General features: G+C 48.2%; 16 protein-coding genes. 6 read left to right on the top strand and 10 right to left on the bottom strand.

All coding sequences use genetic code 11. The features are described from left to right. Positions 1–8 precede the first annotated feature (8 nt). Positions 9–380 carry a DUF779 domain-containing protein gene (locus ACXAGL_RS05730; RefSeq protein WP_281658864.1) on the top strand — a complete coding sequence of 124 codons (372 nt, stop codon included), beginning with the start codon at positions 9–11 and terminating at the stop codon, positions 378–380. A gap of 64 nt (positions 381–444) precedes the next feature. Here the strand turns inward: ACXAGL_RS05730 and ACXAGL_RS05735 are convergent, their stop codons facing one another. After that, positions 445–1,158, bottom strand: coding sequence for a GNAT family N-acetyltransferase (locus ACXAGL_RS05735; protein WP_474969887.1), 714 nt, complete (start codon positions 1,156–1,158; stop codon positions 445–447). Between the two features lie 107 nt (positions 1,159–1,265). Between ACXAGL_RS05735 and ACXAGL_RS05740 the strand changes: the two genes are divergently transcribed. Further along, complete coding sequence (locus ACXAGL_RS05740; protein WP_474969888.1) at positions 1,266–2,276, top strand: NADP-dependent oxidoreductase; 1,011 nt, start codon at positions 1,266–1,268, stop codon at positions 2,274–2,276. Between the two features lie 41 nt (positions 2,277–2,317). Here ACXAGL_RS05740 and ACXAGL_RS05745 read toward each other — a convergent pair whose 3' ends face one another. Next, entirely contained in the window at positions 2,318–3,148 is an 831-nt protein-coding gene (locus ACXAGL_RS05745; RefSeq protein WP_474969889.1) for an STAS domain-containing protein, read from the bottom strand. Positions 3,149–3,288: 140 nt separating this feature from the next. Between ACXAGL_RS05745 and ACXAGL_RS05750 the strand changes: the two genes are divergently transcribed. Beyond that, complete coding sequence (locus ACXAGL_RS05750; protein ID WP_474990307.1) at positions 3,289–3,450, top strand: hypothetical protein; 162 nt, start codon at positions 3,289–3,291, stop codon at positions 3,448–3,450. A 586-nt stretch (positions 3,451–4,036) separates the two neighbouring features. Here the strand turns inward: ACXAGL_RS05750 and ACXAGL_RS05755 are convergent. Genes ACXAGL_RS05755 through ACXAGL_RS05765 form a run of 3 tightly spaced genes read right to left on the bottom strand, consistent with a single transcriptional unit; the run spans position 4,037 to position 6,750 of the window. Beyond that, a complete protein-coding gene (locus ACXAGL_RS05755) occupies positions 4,037–4,405 on the bottom strand; it encodes a thiol-disulfide oxidoreductase DCC family protein (protein ID WP_474969891.1) in 369 nt (122 codons plus the stop codon). A gap of 12 nt (positions 4,406–4,417) precedes the next feature. Further along, the gene (gene pabB, locus ACXAGL_RS05760; RefSeq protein ID WP_474990309.1) at positions 4,418–6,151 is read right to left on the bottom strand and encodes an aminodeoxychorismate synthase component I; all 1,734 of its coding nucleotides are present in this window, start codon (positions 6,149–6,151) and stop codon (positions 4,418–4,420) included. Further along, on the bottom strand, positions 6,148–6,750 hold the full coding sequence (locus tag ACXAGL_RS05765) for an anthranilate synthase component II (protein ID WP_474990311.1): 603 nt from the start codon (positions 6,748–6,750) through the stop codon (positions 6,148–6,150). The genes pabB and ACXAGL_RS05765 overlap by 4 nt, the downstream gene beginning before the upstream one ends. A gap of 174 nt (positions 6,751–6,924) precedes the next feature. Between ACXAGL_RS05765 and ACXAGL_RS05770 the strand changes: the two genes are divergently transcribed. From ACXAGL_RS05770 to ACXAGL_RS05780, 3 genes are read left to right on the top strand one after another with little or no spacing between them, the layout of a single operon-like run. Next, on the top strand, positions 6,925–8,280 hold the full coding sequence (locus tag ACXAGL_RS05770) for a sensor histidine kinase (protein ID WP_474969894.1): 1,356 nt from the start codon (positions 6,925–6,927) through the stop codon (positions 8,278–8,280). Continuing rightward, on the top strand, positions 8,258–8,878 hold the full coding sequence (locus ACXAGL_RS05775) for a response regulator (protein WP_474969895.1): 621 nt from the start codon (positions 8,258–8,260) through the stop codon (positions 8,876–8,878). Before ACXAGL_RS05770 ends, ACXAGL_RS05775 begins: the two co-directional genes overlap by 23 nt. A gap of 60 nt (positions 8,879–8,938) precedes the next feature. After that, positions 8,939–9,661 carry a Bax inhibitor-1/YccA family protein gene (locus tag ACXAGL_RS05780; RefSeq protein WP_474969896.1) on the top strand — a complete coding sequence of 241 codons (723 nt, stop codon included), beginning with the start codon at positions 8,939–8,941 and terminating at the stop codon, positions 9,659–9,661. 47 nt (positions 9,662–9,708) lie between these two features. Here ACXAGL_RS05780 and ACXAGL_RS05785 read toward each other — a convergent pair whose 3' ends face one another. The 5 genes from ACXAGL_RS05785 to ACXAGL_RS05805 form a co-directional block, all read right to left on the bottom strand. Further along, a complete protein-coding gene (locus tag ACXAGL_RS05785) occupies positions 9,709–10,083 on the bottom strand; it encodes a hypothetical protein (protein ID WP_474969897.1) in 375 nt (124 codons plus the stop codon). A 183-nt stretch (positions 10,084–10,266) separates the two neighbouring features. Further along, on the bottom strand, positions 10,267–11,100 hold the full coding sequence (locus ACXAGL_RS05790; RefSeq protein WP_474990313.1) for an alpha/beta hydrolase: 834 nt from the start codon (positions 11,098–11,100) through the stop codon (positions 10,267–10,269). 61 nt (positions 11,101–11,161) lie between these two features. After that, positions 11,162–11,407 carry a hypothetical protein gene (locus ACXAGL_RS05795; RefSeq protein ID WP_474990315.1) on the bottom strand — a complete coding sequence of 82 codons (246 nt, stop codon included), beginning with the start codon at positions 11,405–11,407 and terminating at the stop codon, positions 11,162–11,164. Between the two features lie 101 nt (positions 11,408–11,508). Further along, the gene (locus tag ACXAGL_RS05800) at positions 11,509–12,681 is read right to left on the bottom strand and encodes an MFS transporter (protein ID WP_474969899.1); all 1,173 of its coding nucleotides are present in this window, start codon (positions 12,679–12,681) and stop codon (positions 11,509–11,511) included. 271 nt (positions 12,682–12,952) lie between these two features. Further along, complete coding sequence (locus tag ACXAGL_RS05805; RefSeq protein WP_474990317.1) at positions 12,953–14,344, bottom strand: amidase; 1,392 nt, start codon at positions 14,342–14,344, stop codon at positions 12,953–12,955. Between the last annotated feature and the right edge of the window lie 88 nt (positions 14,345–14,432).

Here is a 14,432-nt window from a genome sequence, read left to right on the forward strand (position 1 = left end):
TCTTTAAGATGGTGGAACGTGTAAAAGCAACCGATGCTGCCCTGGATCTCATCGACCGTCTGAAGAATAAGCACGGCCCCCTCCTTTTTCACCAATCAGGCGGATGCTGCGACGGCAGCTCGCCGATGTGTTATGAAGAAGGCGATCTGATGATTGGCAGTCAGGATGTCCGGCTCGGGGAAATCGGGGACACCCCCTTCTATATGAATAAGCGGCAGTTTGATTACTGGAAGCATACCCAGCTGATCATAGATGTTGTGGACGGACGGGGAGGCATGTTTTCTCTCGAAGGAGTCGAAGGGAAAAGATTTCTTACGAGGTCCCGCGCCTTCACGGATGAAGAGTATCAGCAGTTGAAAGAAGCAGAAGTGAAGAAGTAAAAGGGCTCTCAACCAGCTGCCGGGAATATTCCCGGCAGCATTTTTTCAATCCTCGGATGGCCATTCACTTTTGTTTCCTGAAAGCTGTCGTGACTCTCTCTTGGACACCACCCGCTTTTTCGAACAGCCTCAGCATCGCTTTGTTCCGGATATTTGTCGAACCTACATGGGAGGAAGCACCGAAGTCATGCTTCAACCTGCGGAGAGTATCAAAAAACAACGCCGTCCCCTTTCCCCTTCCACGCTCTTCAGGCACCAGTCCGAAATAAAACACCCGCCCCTCATTCTCTGTTCCTGGTTCAATATGAGGCATAACAATCCCAATCGGCCGCCTCTTCTCAAAAACGGTCAGACAGGAGGATTCGTATCCTTTTCCTAATTCCTGTTTGACGCTTTCCATATGATCATCCATCGTCAGCGTCGACTTTCCGTTTGGAGAATCGTTCATCGACTGCTCCCAGACTTTCTTAAATAAAGGTTCCCCTATCTCTGAGACTGTCTTCCATGTGTATGAAGAGGAAACAGAAGGCAGAGACTTTAAAGGGGTCCGGTAAAAAACGGTCGTGTTGTGCCTGGTAAAGCCGTTGTTCAGCAGGTACACTTCTGCTTCAGGACAATTTTCCAGCATAAGCGTAATGATCTGCCCCGGGGAAGCATCCTGTTCAAGAACATCTGCCAATGAGCAGATGTCCGCTGCAGACAATCTCCCTGTATCTTCAATGGTGATATACTTTTCACCTTCGATTCGTTTGATGGCACCTTCTTCTGCAGGCATCATACATGTATCCCCTTCCATTGAATGAATGTTCATTACGCAGGCCCTATTACTTTTCAGCAGGGTTTAAAAAGCGTTACGATAAAATAGAAACAAAGGAGGATGATTAAATGAGTAATCGAGAAATCCAGCTGGTAGAAAGACCCGTAGGCGCGCCTACCCATGAGCATATCAACATCGCTGAAACAGAAACACCTGAACCAAAGCAGGGAGAGGTCCTTGTGAAACTTCTTTACGTATCTGTAGATCCTTACATGCGTGGACGTATGAGTGATGCAAAGTCTTACGTAGCCCCTTTCCAATTAAATGAACCGATGGAAGGCGGCGTTGTCGCTGAAGTTGTGGAATCAAAATCAGATGCCCTTGCGTCGGGAGATATCGTAACCGGCATGCTTCCGTGGCAGGAGTTCACAACGGCTGATCCAAATACCCTGAGAAAAATCGACCCAAGTCTGGGACCTGTAACCACATCCCTCGGTATCCTTGGTATGCCGGGATTAACCGCGTATTTCGGATTGATGGACATTGGTCAGCCGAAACAAGGCGAGACACTGGTCGTTTCCGGTGCGGCCGGGGCTGTTGGCTCAGCTGTCGTTCAAATCGGTAAAATTGAAGGCTGCCACGTCGTTGGTATCGCCGGCTCTGATGAAAAGCTTGCGTATTTAAAAGATGAGCTGGGTGTCGATGAAGTCATCAACTATAAAACGGATGACGTTCCTTCCCGTCTTGATGAAGCCTGCCCGAACGGCATTGATATTTATTTCGATAACGTCGGTGGTGAGATCTCCGATGCGGTTTATCCACGCCTGAATAAATTTGCGCGGATTTCCCAGTGTGGAGCAATTTCCACATACAATACACCGAACGCTCAGGGACCTCGCATGCAGTCCCACCTTATTAAATCAAGCGCCCTTATTAAAGGGTTCACTGTAGGCGATTATCAGGATCGTTTCAGTGAAGGCTTCCAATACTTGTCCCAGAAACTTCAGGAAGGCCGGCTGACGTATGAAGAAACAATCATCGAAGGTTTCGAAAACGTCCCGGACGCTTTCTTTGGACTGTTTGAAGGGACCAACCTCGGGAAACAGCTCGTAAAAGTTGCTGAACCTTCCCATTCCTAATTGTAAAAAAACCTGTAGAAGGGCTCCTTCTACAGGTTTTTTTACGTTTCAAGCGATTTGGAAGGGCGCTGGATTCCCAGATCACTAAGCGCCTGTTCAAGGCCGCCTTTCGTATGGATCCGTTTAAAGTTGACCCCAAGGTCCACCATTGTTTTGGCCATTTCCGGTCTCAGTCCTGTCAATGTCGTTTTCACACCGACAAGCTCCAAGGCATGAAAGATTTGATAAATGTAATTGGCTACATACGTATCTATGATCGGAACCCCGGATACATCGATGAACAGCTCATCAAGATCCAGTTCCATACTCCGGCGCAGAGACGTATCCATCACCATTCTTGCCCTTGGGGGATCGACCTCTCCAATAAGAGGGAGAACCGCCACTCCTTCAACGATGGAAACAACCGGCACAGACAATTCAGCGAGTCTGGTTTCTTTCCGTTCTGCCTCCTGCTGGATGCTCCTTGAATAACATTCGCTGAAATGACGGGTAACTTCATCCAGGATGGAACTGATCGTTTTACTTACTTTTATAATCGCAGAAGAAGAAAAAACGTCCTGTTCCACCTCTTCCTGAAAGTGATCCCAAAGGACCCGACGGACGAAATGTACAGCTCGCAGCGACTGGGATAACTCCCCGCCCTGGTTGATTTTGCTTTCCACTTCTTTCTCCGACCAGTTCTTCACTTTTTCATGAATTTCCAACGTCTCTTCTTCCAGGCTCTGGGCAATATAAATGAACAACTGCTCCCAGTCAGCAGTCATGAGGGCTTGTACCCCATATTCTTTTTTCTTCATCGCCTTGACTTGCTCACCCAGCGTCTCCCTGCTGGATAAAATCTTCTCTTTTATGTAGGACAGCTCATTATTCATCTGCAACCGTCTCCCTGTTTAAAGTATTCTTTTGTCCTAACCATACCATAAACTATTTTTTGAAAGAATAACTATGCCTATTCTTCTTTGTTCAATTTTTGTATGATGAGAAAGAAAACGTTTATCCATGGAGGATCCATATGAATAAAGCGACTCTGATTGTTTTTTTTGTACTCTGCCTTCTCTTCCTGACCAGGGGGCTCTATATTGGTGTTTCTCAGGGGGAATGGACATCCTTGATCATCGCCCTTCTCATCATTGCCTTTGGGTCCTACCGCCTTTTTAAGAAAAACCAAAAATAAAGCCTTCTGTAAAGGAGGCTTTCAGCTTGTAGAGGAACCTCTGTTTCTTTATAAGCTTTTTTCTTTCTTGCTGCCAGGAGCGAAAGCCCCTTCCCTTTCCGCGGACGAGCGCCCGAGTTTCCTCGCAAAACCCACGCTCGGCGATCTCGGACTACTCGTTCTTCCGCAGGAGTGGAAGGGGCACCGCTCCTTGAGAGTTCTTTAAAATTGAAAAAGACTCTCCTTCACCCCGCTTATCCTTGCTGGATGGAGGAAAGTCTTTTTCATATTCCGGCAGCCAGCCGGCACCAGCGCCTGTTCTTTCCCTTTTTGTTTTCCACGCAAGCGGCCATAGCGCAGGGCACAGTCTCTCTCCTCTATATTCTAACGTCGGCACGAGGAGCGTTCGGTGGTGATGCCTGCGGGAACAGCACGGGCCGAAGACCCACTTGGGCAGGCGACCTTCCTGACCAAGTCAGCGGAGGGCGTGCCCGCGGCATTCATCCACCGATAAGCGGAAAGTGACCCTTCACACGACAAATGGACAACTCTAACTGGTTAACACAGGCTTATTCTACAGTCAAAAAGCCTTCTGTGCAGAAGGCTTTTATGCATATCTGGGAAGATCGTATCTCCCGAACCACTGGTGCCTGTGGGCGGAAAACCAACGGTATAATGGCGATCCGATCCGGGAGGCGCCAGGGAGGGATAAGAGGACGCCAAGGGCTGCAAAAAATGGCAGGGCAAGCATCAGCCGCCGAATCGTTTCAAACCCCTGAGTGACTTCCCCCTGCTTTGTCAGCATATGAATCTCATCTAAGACGTTTCGATCCTTTAAGTAAGGGTATTTCCCATATTTCTCTGTTTCCTGTACAGCTACCCATTTAATCTGTTCCATCCAGTCAAACTTTCTCAATACTTTTTTTACATAGAAGCAGAAAGGACACTGCGCATCGTAAAACACGATATGCTTCACTGGATCACTCCTTTATGAAAACTCCACCTTCACCCATCCGCGCAGGGCGTTCACCATCCAGATTTCATCGAATTCTCCAACCTGATCCTTGTAGAGAATCTGCTCCTTTATCAGTGATTCATCCAACAGGTACTGCCGGTAGGTCCCTCCGAGAAGACCACTGGTAACTGGTGGGGTGAGGTACTCTCCCTGGTATTTAACGACAAGGTTCGCTATTGTGAATTCTGTCAGCTCCCCCCGTTCGTTCCAAAGCAGAACAGCTGCTTTACCGGGCTTCTTGTGTCTCTCATACACTTCCCTGTGGGTTGTTTTATGAAACAAAAAAGGATCCTGGTCGGACACAGGGGTGTCGGCAAGAGCGGTCTGGACAAGGGAATCCGGCTGATCCATCGGTGTGACCTGAACTTCCTCCCGCCCCTTTTCACCCGTGAGCAGTCTTGCTTTGTACAGACCCTCCGGCCGCTGATCCGCTTCATCCAGTAACCGCTGCTTCAATCGGGATAGGTTTAAAGAGAAACGAAAATACCGGGCCGACCGCTCGAGCCTCTGCAGGTGGTAATCCAGCAGGTGAAGGTGTCCCTCCTCCAGCTTCATCGTTTCCAACAGATGAAAGTCGGGACGGTTTTCTGTGAGAAGACGCGCTTTGGTCAGGACCTCCTGGTACTCCCCTTCTGAAGTCGAATCCCAAGTTACCCCGCCCCCGGTTCCGTAAACCGCCCTTCCGCTGTCATGATTGATCATGATCGTCCGGATCGGGACGTTAAATACAGCTTCCCTCCGCGGAGTGATAAAGCCGATCGCTCCGCAGTACACGTCACGGGGAGAATCTTCGAGCTTTTGGATGTATTCCATTGTCCGCACCTTAGGCGCCCCCGTAATTGATCCACACGGAAACAACGCTTCAAACACCTGATACATCGTGAAGGAGGCAGGAAGCTCCCCTTTCACGGTGGAAGTCATTTGATGGACCGTAGGATAGGTTTCTATATCGAACAGAGCCGGCACACGGATAGACCCGGGTATGGCAAGCCGGCCGAGATCATTCCTTAATAGGTCGACAATCATCAGGTTTTCTGATTTTTCTTTTTCAGAAACTTGAAGATGTCTGTACTGCTCTTCATCTTCCCGGTGAAACCTTCCACGCGCAGCCGTCCCTTTCATCGGCTTTGTTGTAATCGTGTCGTTGTCCATCCGGAAAAAAAGTTCAGGAGAGGCGGATAAAAGACTATGTCCTCCCATATTTATATAAGCGCCATAATCGGGCTTCTGATTTTTAATCAAGCGCTTATACAACGAATAAGCATCACCCGAAAACGCTGCTTCCAGTCTTGTCGTATAATTGACCTGGTACGTGTCCCCCTCTTCTATGCCCCTCTTTACTTGCTCAATGCCTTTTTGGTAGTGCTCATAGCTGCCCTTCATTTTCCACTGGGACACATGAAAAGGCAGGTTCGAGGAAGGCTCAGGAGCGCCCATCGCTTTCTCAAAGATACCGAACCAGACGAGCGGCCATTCCGGTGAATCATGAACCGTGAACGCCTCATCAAAAGCCGGTGCTGCCTCATAGGAGACGAATCCCGCCGCATAATACCCTTCATCAAGAACATGCTCCAGCCGATCGAAAATCCCCTTCACTTCCCTGTGGTCGTCGGTGGTTAAGATTTCGACCGGTTTTTCAAATCGGCTGGTCTCCTTTTTTCCGTGCTCGTTCACAAACTCAAAATGCAGGAAAGGCGCTTCATTCATACAACCGCCCCTTTCCTGCCTGCTTGATAGTGCAGAGCCTGCTGATACTTGTTCCACAGCATCGTAAAACCGTGTTCAGTGAGAATCGATTCCGGGTGGAACTGGATCCCTTCCACTGGATAGTCTTTGTGCCGGACCCCCATAATACTTCCATCTTCAGATGAAGCTGTCAGCTCAAGCTGCTCCGGAAGCTGGTGCTTATCGGCCTCAAGGGAATGGTACCGTGTAACCTGTACCTTTTCCGGAAGCCCTTCATACACGTGTGCCCCATCGTGGGTAATCGCTGTTACCTTTCCATGCATCGGCTGCCTCCCTTTACGGACCAAGCCTCCATAAGCTTCTACAATCAGCTGGTGGCCGAGACAAATACCAAGAATAGGGATGTCGGCTTCAAAGGCCCGGAGTACCTCCAGACAGACACCGGATTCTGATGGTTTACCAGGCCCCGGGGACAGCACAATCAGATTTGGTGCAAGCAGGGAAATTTCCTCTACCGATACGGCATCATTTTTCCTGACGATGACCTCTGTGTCCATCTGCCGAAAATATTGTACTAAGTTATACGTAAAAGAATCATAGTTATCAATAACGACGATCATAGTTTCGTTCACCTTTCGTCCGTAATCATAATGCTTTCATTATACTACCCTTTGAGGTCCTCCTCATAGGAAGAACTGCTGGTAAAATCCATCAGCTCAGGAAAAAACAATCGAAAATGACTGATGGATATATTAGAATGTATAAAAAGATGCGCTCCAGTGAGGATGAATCAAATGTGGAAACAACTGCTTTATTCAAAAAGCATATGGATCAAGATCGCCTGTATCGTAATCGGTATTACGATGCCGCTGTGGCTGAGTATTGAACGGACAGGCATTGATGAATGGATGGAAACCCTCCAAACCGATCCCGATGGAAGCACCCTGATGCTCGCTGCCTTCGGCCTTGTCATGCTGAACACCATCCGGGCGCTGCCCCATTATATCGGGGCCCTCCTTCTTGGTGATGAATTAGGAAGACGCCTGGAACGACCCTGGCTCAAGATTGCTGTGCCGTTCGCCATCATTCCCCTTGTCTATGCCATCATCAACGGGTATAATTCGATCAACTATCATTTTGGCGGACCCGCCATCATTCTCTTATTATCCATAGCTGTTCTTCACCTGTTAGGCAAAGGACAGCTCCGCCCGATTTACAAAGCCTTTATTCTCGCCCAGCTTTTATTCGGATTCCAGTGGCTGGATACGATCACGTACCTGACAGCCTTCGGATTCGGGGGCGGAGAGCTTTCCATGCTGGTGAAAACTACGGCAGAACTGCTCGGTTTTGAACAGGCGATCAGCCTTTACAGCTTCCTTTTCTTCGCCTTCTTTATCAGTAACGCCACCGTCCTTGCTGTCTACCTGACTGTGGCTGAACAGAAAACACGCATGAGGCAGGACCTCGATATTGCCCGTCTCGACATGGTGGAATCCAGATCCGGACGGGAAGCTCTGCACCTCGTGCATGATTTGAAAACACCACTCTCTTTAATGGAAGGGCTCAACTCCCTCATCCAGATGAAGACAGAAGACAGGGAAATCCTGCAGTACACCAATAAAATATCCTCATCCATCCAAGCCACCAGTGATATGGTTTCCGAAATCCTCTATCATGAAAAAAAGAACTGGTGTTCATTAAAGACTTTCATCGAATATGTCAGGGCCAATAAACTGTCGGAATCAGAGACGATGTACACGTTTGACCTGGCTGCGGACGAAGAACTGGAAATCAATATCAACAAAATCCGTATGACAAGAGCGCTTGTCAACTTAATTGATAATGCCGGAGATGCGGTCGAAGGAAAAGCAGATGCCAAAGTAACGATTGCTACGAAAGAGAGCGGGCAGGGCGTATCCGTCGGTGTCCAGGATAACGGCCATGGCATCAGTAAAGAGAACATCAATAAAATATGGAATGCAGGCTACAGTACGAAATCCCATCCGGGGGTCGGCCTGACATTTGTGAAAAACGTCGTGAAAGAGCATGGCGCTGAAATGACGATTGAAAGTAAGAAAGGCCTGGGAACTACGTTCTGGATTCACTTACCGAAGGAGAGAGTACGAGATGAAAATATTAATCATGGATAATGACGAATCTCTTAGATATATGCTTACGGAATTCTGCCGTCATGCCCAATGGGAGTCCGATACGGCCGCCAATGGCCGTGAAGGCGTAGATCTGTTTCTGAAAGGAAACTATGATGTGATTCTCGTAGACTACCATATGCCGGAGATGGACGGTTTACAGACAGTCAAGGAAATCCGCCGGCATAACTCGATCGTGCCTATTCTTGTCCTGACCGTCGACGAAAGGCAGGAAGTCGCCGACCGTTTCCTTGAAGAAGGGGCGACGGATTTCGCATTAAAGCCTGTGAAAGCTCCTGATCTCATTTCACGAATCAAACTCCATGCCCAGATTGCGAATATGAAACATGTCCAGGAAGAAGAGGAAGATGTCTTTACCGCCAAAGGAATCAGCAAAGGTACGCTCCACTCCATCGCTCAATACTTACAGGAAAACCGGGAAGCCTTCCCTGTCGATGTGATTTCTAAGGAAATCGGTCTTGCCTATCCAACGGTCTATCGTTACTTAATGCACCTGCTGGAAGAAGGAAAAGTAAAACAGGTCGTGAGCCACCAACGCATCGGCCGTCCGAAAAAATTATATAAATGGTACGCACACTAACATACATCCCCCGCCCTCAGGGTACAGGGGTATCGAACGATTTATAAAGGAGGCTCTCTATTGAGAACCAGCAACCCGATATTAAAAACAGACGCGTTCCAGCGATCCCGTGAACAGGGGAAAACAATGACTCTTGGCGGAACGATCGCCAAAATAGCCGTTTTATTCCTGTTCCTGCTTGGAACTGCCGGATATACATGGTATCAGTACGCCCAGGGAGCGGACGTAACAATGATGATGTTGATCGGAGCGCTCGGAGGATTGGTATTCGCCCTGGTGACCGCTTTTATTCCAAAAGCTGCTCCTGTTACAGCTCCCATTTATGCCGCTTTGGAAGGATTTCTGATCGGAGGGCTGTCCGCTTATGCGGAGGGAGCTTACTCAGGCATTGTCATTCAAGCGGTCAGTTTAACGCTGGCAGTCATGGCTGCCCTGCTTTTTCTATATGCCACCCGAATCATTAAGGTAACGAGGAACTTCCGTTTGATGGTTGTTTCCGCTACGCTTGGAATATTCCTCGTCTATCTTGTGCAGTTCATTCTGCAGTTTTTCGGAATGGAAGTGCCCTATCTCCATTCCAGCGGGCCCATCGGCATCGGCATCAGTCTATTTATTACCGCTATCGCTGCGTTGAATCTCGTCCTTGATTTTGACTTTATCGAACAGGGAGTGGAACGCGGGGCACCTAAGCATATGGAATGGTACGGCGCCTTCGGTCTGATTGTGACGCTTGTGTGGCTGTATATTGAAATTCTCAGACTCTTACAGAAGATTCGGCGCTGAAACACTAAAAGCATGGAAGGAACCCCAGGGTTCCTTCCATGCTTTTTTCATACTTTATCATTGACCGGCCGGTCCTGTTTTTCTTTTTTTCGGGCAGCCTTTTCCTTTTCATGCTTGCGGGTAAGAGTGTATCCCAAAAGGGTTTGCATGCTGAGGAATATATATAATACCGGCAGGCTGATGCTGTTGGGTGTTAACTGGTCTAATAAAACTCCACTTTCGTCAGTTTGGAGGATAGACTTTGTTGATTGGATGTCGAAAATGCCCGTGAGGATAGTTGAAATCCCGAAAGCTATTGTGAATCCTGCAAAGATTATGATCCATACACCAAAGGGCTTTTTTCTAATAATACCTCGTATAATCAGGTAAGTCATCAAACCTGTCATCAGCCCGCCAATACCTATATAGACATAGAGTTGCATAATAAGATCTGAACCTTCAATGATAAAAAATCCCTCTTTTCTTGTGTTGGTGTCATCGCCAGCCGTCTCCTGCCTGCTTGTTAAAATGGGCCGGGCAGGTTACTGCTTCAAAAGATATTAGAAGAAAGGCAGCTATGCTGTTATAGAAAATCGTCTGGCATTGAGTGGATTTCATCATGATTATCAAAAACCGTTGTTCTGTAAAAAAGTGATCAATGGATCAGTGAAGGACTCGGGCAGCGGAAGGTCCGGGTCTGTATATGTCTCCAGATTTCCTTCACGGTCTTCAGGAGCTTCCTTCAATACATGATTCATCCCTTCCACCAGAAGAAGCTCCGACTCCGGTGCCGCTTCCTTTAAACGCTCAGCTTCCGCTACCGGAATCTGAACATCATGGGTACCGTTCACAAGGAGCACCGGCATATCCAGCTCACTGATCCGGCCGGCTGGATCATAGCTCATCCAAGAACGGAGAAACGGCTGAAGGTCAGAAGCGAATAAGCTCTGCAGGGGAGAACTCACCCTCCCGGCATCCTCTCCATTCCTCAACTTTTCCAACACATCCAGACTTTCCTTATATAAATACTCTGGCAGACTCTCCTCGAGCTGGTTTTCAAGCACTCGATCAATCGGCTGGCCGGCGCCTGCAAGGGAGACATAAGCGTCCACCGTATGGCCCTCAGCGGCCATCATGCCGACAAGTGATCCCTGACTGTGCCCGATGACCGCTGTTTTCGTAAACCTGTCATCCCTGGAGAGTTTGTCGATCCATTGGCTGGCATCATGAACAAACACCTCAAACCTCATGTTTTGATTATCCATAACGGCCTCACGGTTCTTCCCCGCGCCCCGCTTATCATAGCGAACAGAAGCGATCCCGGATTCCGCAAGTGTCGCGGCAAGCATTTTCAGGCTGTCATTCCTCCCCTGCACGCCCTGCGAATTTCCGTTACGATCCGTCGGGCCTGATCCTGGAATGAGCAGAGCCACCGGCGCCTGTTCCAACCCTTCAGGCATCACCAACTCCCCGTAGAGGGTGCCGGAATCCATCTCTATACTCAGAAACTCCCCCTCTTCTTCAGGGGCCGCTTCTGGACAAGACGAAATCCTCCACGTTTTGGGCAGGGATGCTGATGGTTCCATGCCATTCTTCTTGTTTATCCATATGTATAACAATGCCCAGCGGCTGTCCCGGCACTTCAATGGAACCTTCCCATCTCCCCTCCAGCATTTCAACACTCCTTTGATCTTCTCCCTTTTCTCCCGTTTGACATCCAACTAAGAAAAGAACGACCAGAAAGATGCCCCCTACCCACTTATCCATTGATTTCCCACCCTTTCCTTTCTTAAATTTTACAGGAAATTCAAGTGAATATCACAACATCAATAAAAAAACTCCGTCTCTTCAAGGAGACGGAGTAAACATCAAGCCTGCTGCTGACGGGATTTGCTGCTGTTCATAAAGAAGGTCATGAGCAGCATAAGGGCGAGGAATACGAGCACGATGCTGAATCCACCGGCCATTCCGAAAATTTCAGAGGCCAGGCCTACAATGTAACCGGCAATACCCCCGCCAATACCGGCGGCAATATAGATCAGTCCTAAGGCAGAACCGCTGGTTTTGGACATCTGCGTCCCAAACGCTGTCGCTGTCGGGAACAATGCTGAGAAGAACAGGCCAGCTCCTGCGAAAAGATACGGGAAGCTTTCCGCTACAAGGAAACTGATACCGACCATCAGCAGCGCCCCTGCCGAAAAGCTGATCAGGATCACCCGCTCGTTCACCCATTTGGTAATATAGGCGGCTGCGAGTCTTCCAACCATGAAGAAAACAGAGAAAATCGATAGAATAGCCGCTACCAGATCTTCCTTCTCTGCCGTTGCCATGCCTCCTAAATCAAGCGATTTGAGGTAGACCGGGAAGAAGTTTGTAAAGGACACTTCCGCCGATACTTGAAAGACGAGAAAGATCATAAGGAAAACGAATTGAGCATCCTTCAGCATCGGAATAAAAGCCTTCAAATCGACTTTTTCCGCTTTCCCTGAAGGGAAGGCTACACTTGTGATATAGATAATGACAGCAACCAGTGAAACCGCAATGCCTAGATAAAAGTATCTCCAGGACGCGAATTGGAAAAGGAAGTTCAATACTTGTGGGAAGATCACCATCCCAAGACCATAAACACCCATCGCAAGGTTGAACATCTGGTTCTGTTTTTCTGGATAAGCGGCGGGAACAATGGCGTTGGAAGCTACCCCGAGCGCTCCAAGACCAAAACCGACAATCATATAAAAACCGAGGAAAAACATAATATTGGGGGCAAGACCTGTCCCCAGGAATCCAAGACCCATAATAATCGAGCCGATGATGGTCATCGTACGCAGACCTTTTTTGTCTGTGTAATATCCAATGATGACACTGGCAAGCGTAAAGCCAAGCTGGAAGATTAAAACGACAAGACCAAACTGGCTCATGTCCAGACCCAGATCATTTTCCACCTGGTCAAGGACAATCCCTTTGGTGTTGGTCACCCCGCCTGATATAAATTGAGTAAACATTAAAATGATTAAAGCGTGTAAACTTTTCCCTTTCTTCATGTGTGGTACCTCCTGATCGTCTTTTGTATGGGAACATTTTCAGGAAATACCCCGGTTTTTTTTTAGTAAAACTCCAATCTTCTATGTAACCGTTTTTTTATAAAATTTCTTACTATTATTTTAGAAAAATGATCTCCTCTTCCTGTGAATATCCTTTATCTTCCTGGTTATCCACCACTCATGAAACCTTAAAACACGGCATACAGAGATGAAGATGACCTGATTTATAAAAACAAACAAGGCTGGCGGGAGAATCCACCAGCCTTCATTATTATATTAATGTTTCATATCGGTGGAACCATGGCTCCGCCTCCTCCAGCTGCGCCGCCAGTTTAAAGAGCGTCTTTTCATCTCCGAACCGGCCCGTGAAGTGGGAACCGACAGGCACATGGTTCTCTTTCCAATACAGCGGCACACTCATCGCAGGGAGCCCCGTCACATTGGCTGCCGGGGCCAGATGGGCATAGGCCGCTGAAACAGCAAGGATTTCATCAATCGTCTTCTCTTCCCCGTTATAACAGCCGAGCGGAAGCGCGGAAGAAGCATTGACCGGGTGAAGGAGAACATCGTATTTCTCAAAGAACGCATGGAATTTCGCGCTTTCAGCCGCCAGATAGAGACGTGCTTTTTCATAATCAAGAGCTGAATAACCTTCTGCTTTTTCAATAAGGGTGGAAAGCATCCGTTCTACGCTGTGACGGTCTGCCGTTTTCCCATTCATCTGTGCCGCTTCTTTCACGGCCAATGCGCCTCCTACGACCCACACGACGACAAAAGCATCCATAAACTTGTTCAAATCAATGTCCGGGTACGCCTGCTCAACGTGATGACCGAGTGATTCGCACAGCCGTGCTGTTTTATTTACGGCTTCCTGAACATCTTGACTGATCGGCATAACGTCGCCGAAATCAGCCATATATCCGATTTTCAAGGAGCCCAGATCGCGATGATCCAGGCCGGCATAAGGTTTTCCCTGCGCAGGAGTGGCAAATAGATCCCCTTTTTGCGGGCCTTCTAAAATATCAAGCAGGGCTGCACTGTCCCTGACAGATTTAGTCACCCCATGACTTACCGCAAAACTGTTCAAGTGCATGGAGAATGGAGTCCGCCCCCTTGTCGGCTTGAATCCGAACAACCCGGTGTTGGAAGCAGGAATCCGGATCGAGCCTCCACCGTCACTGGCGTGGGCGAAAGGAACCATCCCTGATGCGACGGCCGTTGCAGCTCCACCACTCGATCCACCGGGTGAGAAATCTTTGTTCCACGGATTTTTCGTAAACCCGAGATGGACAGACTCTGTCGCTGGTGTAAAGCCGAATTCAGGGGTGTTGGACTTTCCAATGATGGTCAAGCCTCCTTTTCTAAAGCGCTTGACGAATTCATCATCCCATCCAGCCTTGAATCCTTCCATCACTTTGGATCCATATGTTAACGGATGGCCCTTCACGGCATTCAAATCTTTAATTAAGAAGGGGAGCCCCATAAATGGACCATCGGTGTTCACAGGCTCTTCGATTTGATGAACAACAGCGTTCAGATCCGGGTTTTTCCGGTTGATGACAGCCCGGTAGTGATCGATCACTTCTTCAATTTTCCATTCTTTCTGAAGGAGTTTCTTTCGAAGCTCCCACGCATCATAACGGTAAAGTTCACGGTGTTCCATTATGTTTCCTCCTTTATACTTTCCTGAATATGTACAGGTTTGTCCCCTTTATGCCAGGGTAAAGTAAAACAAACAAAAGAGGAGGGAA

Source organism: Halobacillus sp. ABA4_118 (genome assembly GCF_056160205.1).

Excerpts from the sequence above, each read along its gene's own strand:
- ACXAGL_RS05730 (WP_281658864.1), top strand. The coding sequence starts at position 9 with ATGGTGGAACGTGTAAAAGCAACCGATGCTGCCCTGGATCTCATCGAC.
- ACXAGL_RS05735 (WP_474969887.1), bottom strand. The coding sequence starts at position 1,158 with ATGATGCCTGCAGAAGAAGGTGCCATCAAACGAATCGAAGGTGAAAAG.
- ACXAGL_RS05740 (WP_474969888.1), top strand. The coding sequence starts at position 1,266 with ATGAGTAATCGAGAAATCCAGCTGGTAGAAAGACCCGTAGGCGCGCCT.
- ACXAGL_RS05745 (WP_474969889.1), bottom strand. The coding sequence starts at position 3,148 with ATGAATAATGAGCTGTCCTACATAAAAGAGAAGATTTTATCCAGCAGG.
- ACXAGL_RS05750 (WP_474990307.1), top strand. The coding sequence starts at position 3,289 with ATGAATAAAGCGACTCTGATTGTTTTTTTTGTACTCTGCCTTCTCTTC.
- pabB (WP_474990309.1), bottom strand. The coding sequence starts at position 6,151 with ATGAATGAAGCGCCTTTCCTGCATTTTGAGTTTGTGAACGAGCACGGA.
- ACXAGL_RS05765 (WP_474990311.1), bottom strand. The coding sequence starts at position 6,750 with ATGATCGTCGTTATTGATAACTATGATTCTTTTACGTATAACTTAGTA.
- ACXAGL_RS05770 (WP_474969894.1), top strand. The coding sequence starts at position 6,925 with ATGTGGAAACAACTGCTTTATTCAAAAAGCATATGGATCAAGATCGCC.
- ACXAGL_RS05775 (WP_474969895.1), top strand. The coding sequence starts at position 8,258 with ATGAAAATATTAATCATGGATAATGACGAATCTCTTAGATATATGCTT.
- ACXAGL_RS05785 (WP_474969897.1), bottom strand. The coding sequence starts at position 10,083 with ATGCAACTCTATGTCTATATAGGTATTGGCGGGCTGATGACAGGTTTG.
- ACXAGL_RS05790 (WP_474990313.1), bottom strand. The coding sequence starts at position 11,100 with ATGCCTGAAGGGTTGGAACAGGCGCCGGTGGCTCTGCTCATTCCAGGA.
- ACXAGL_RS05795 (WP_474990315.1), bottom strand. The coding sequence starts at position 11,407 with ATGGATAAGTGGGTAGGGGGCATCTTTCTGGTCGTTCTTTTCTTAGTT.
- ACXAGL_RS05800 (WP_474969899.1), bottom strand. The coding sequence starts at position 12,681 with ATGAAGAAAGGGAAAAGTTTACACGCTTTAATCATTTTAATGTTTACT.
- ACXAGL_RS05805 (WP_474990317.1), bottom strand. The coding sequence starts at position 14,344 with ATGGAACACCGTGAACTTTACCGTTATGATGCGTGGGAGCTTCGAAAG.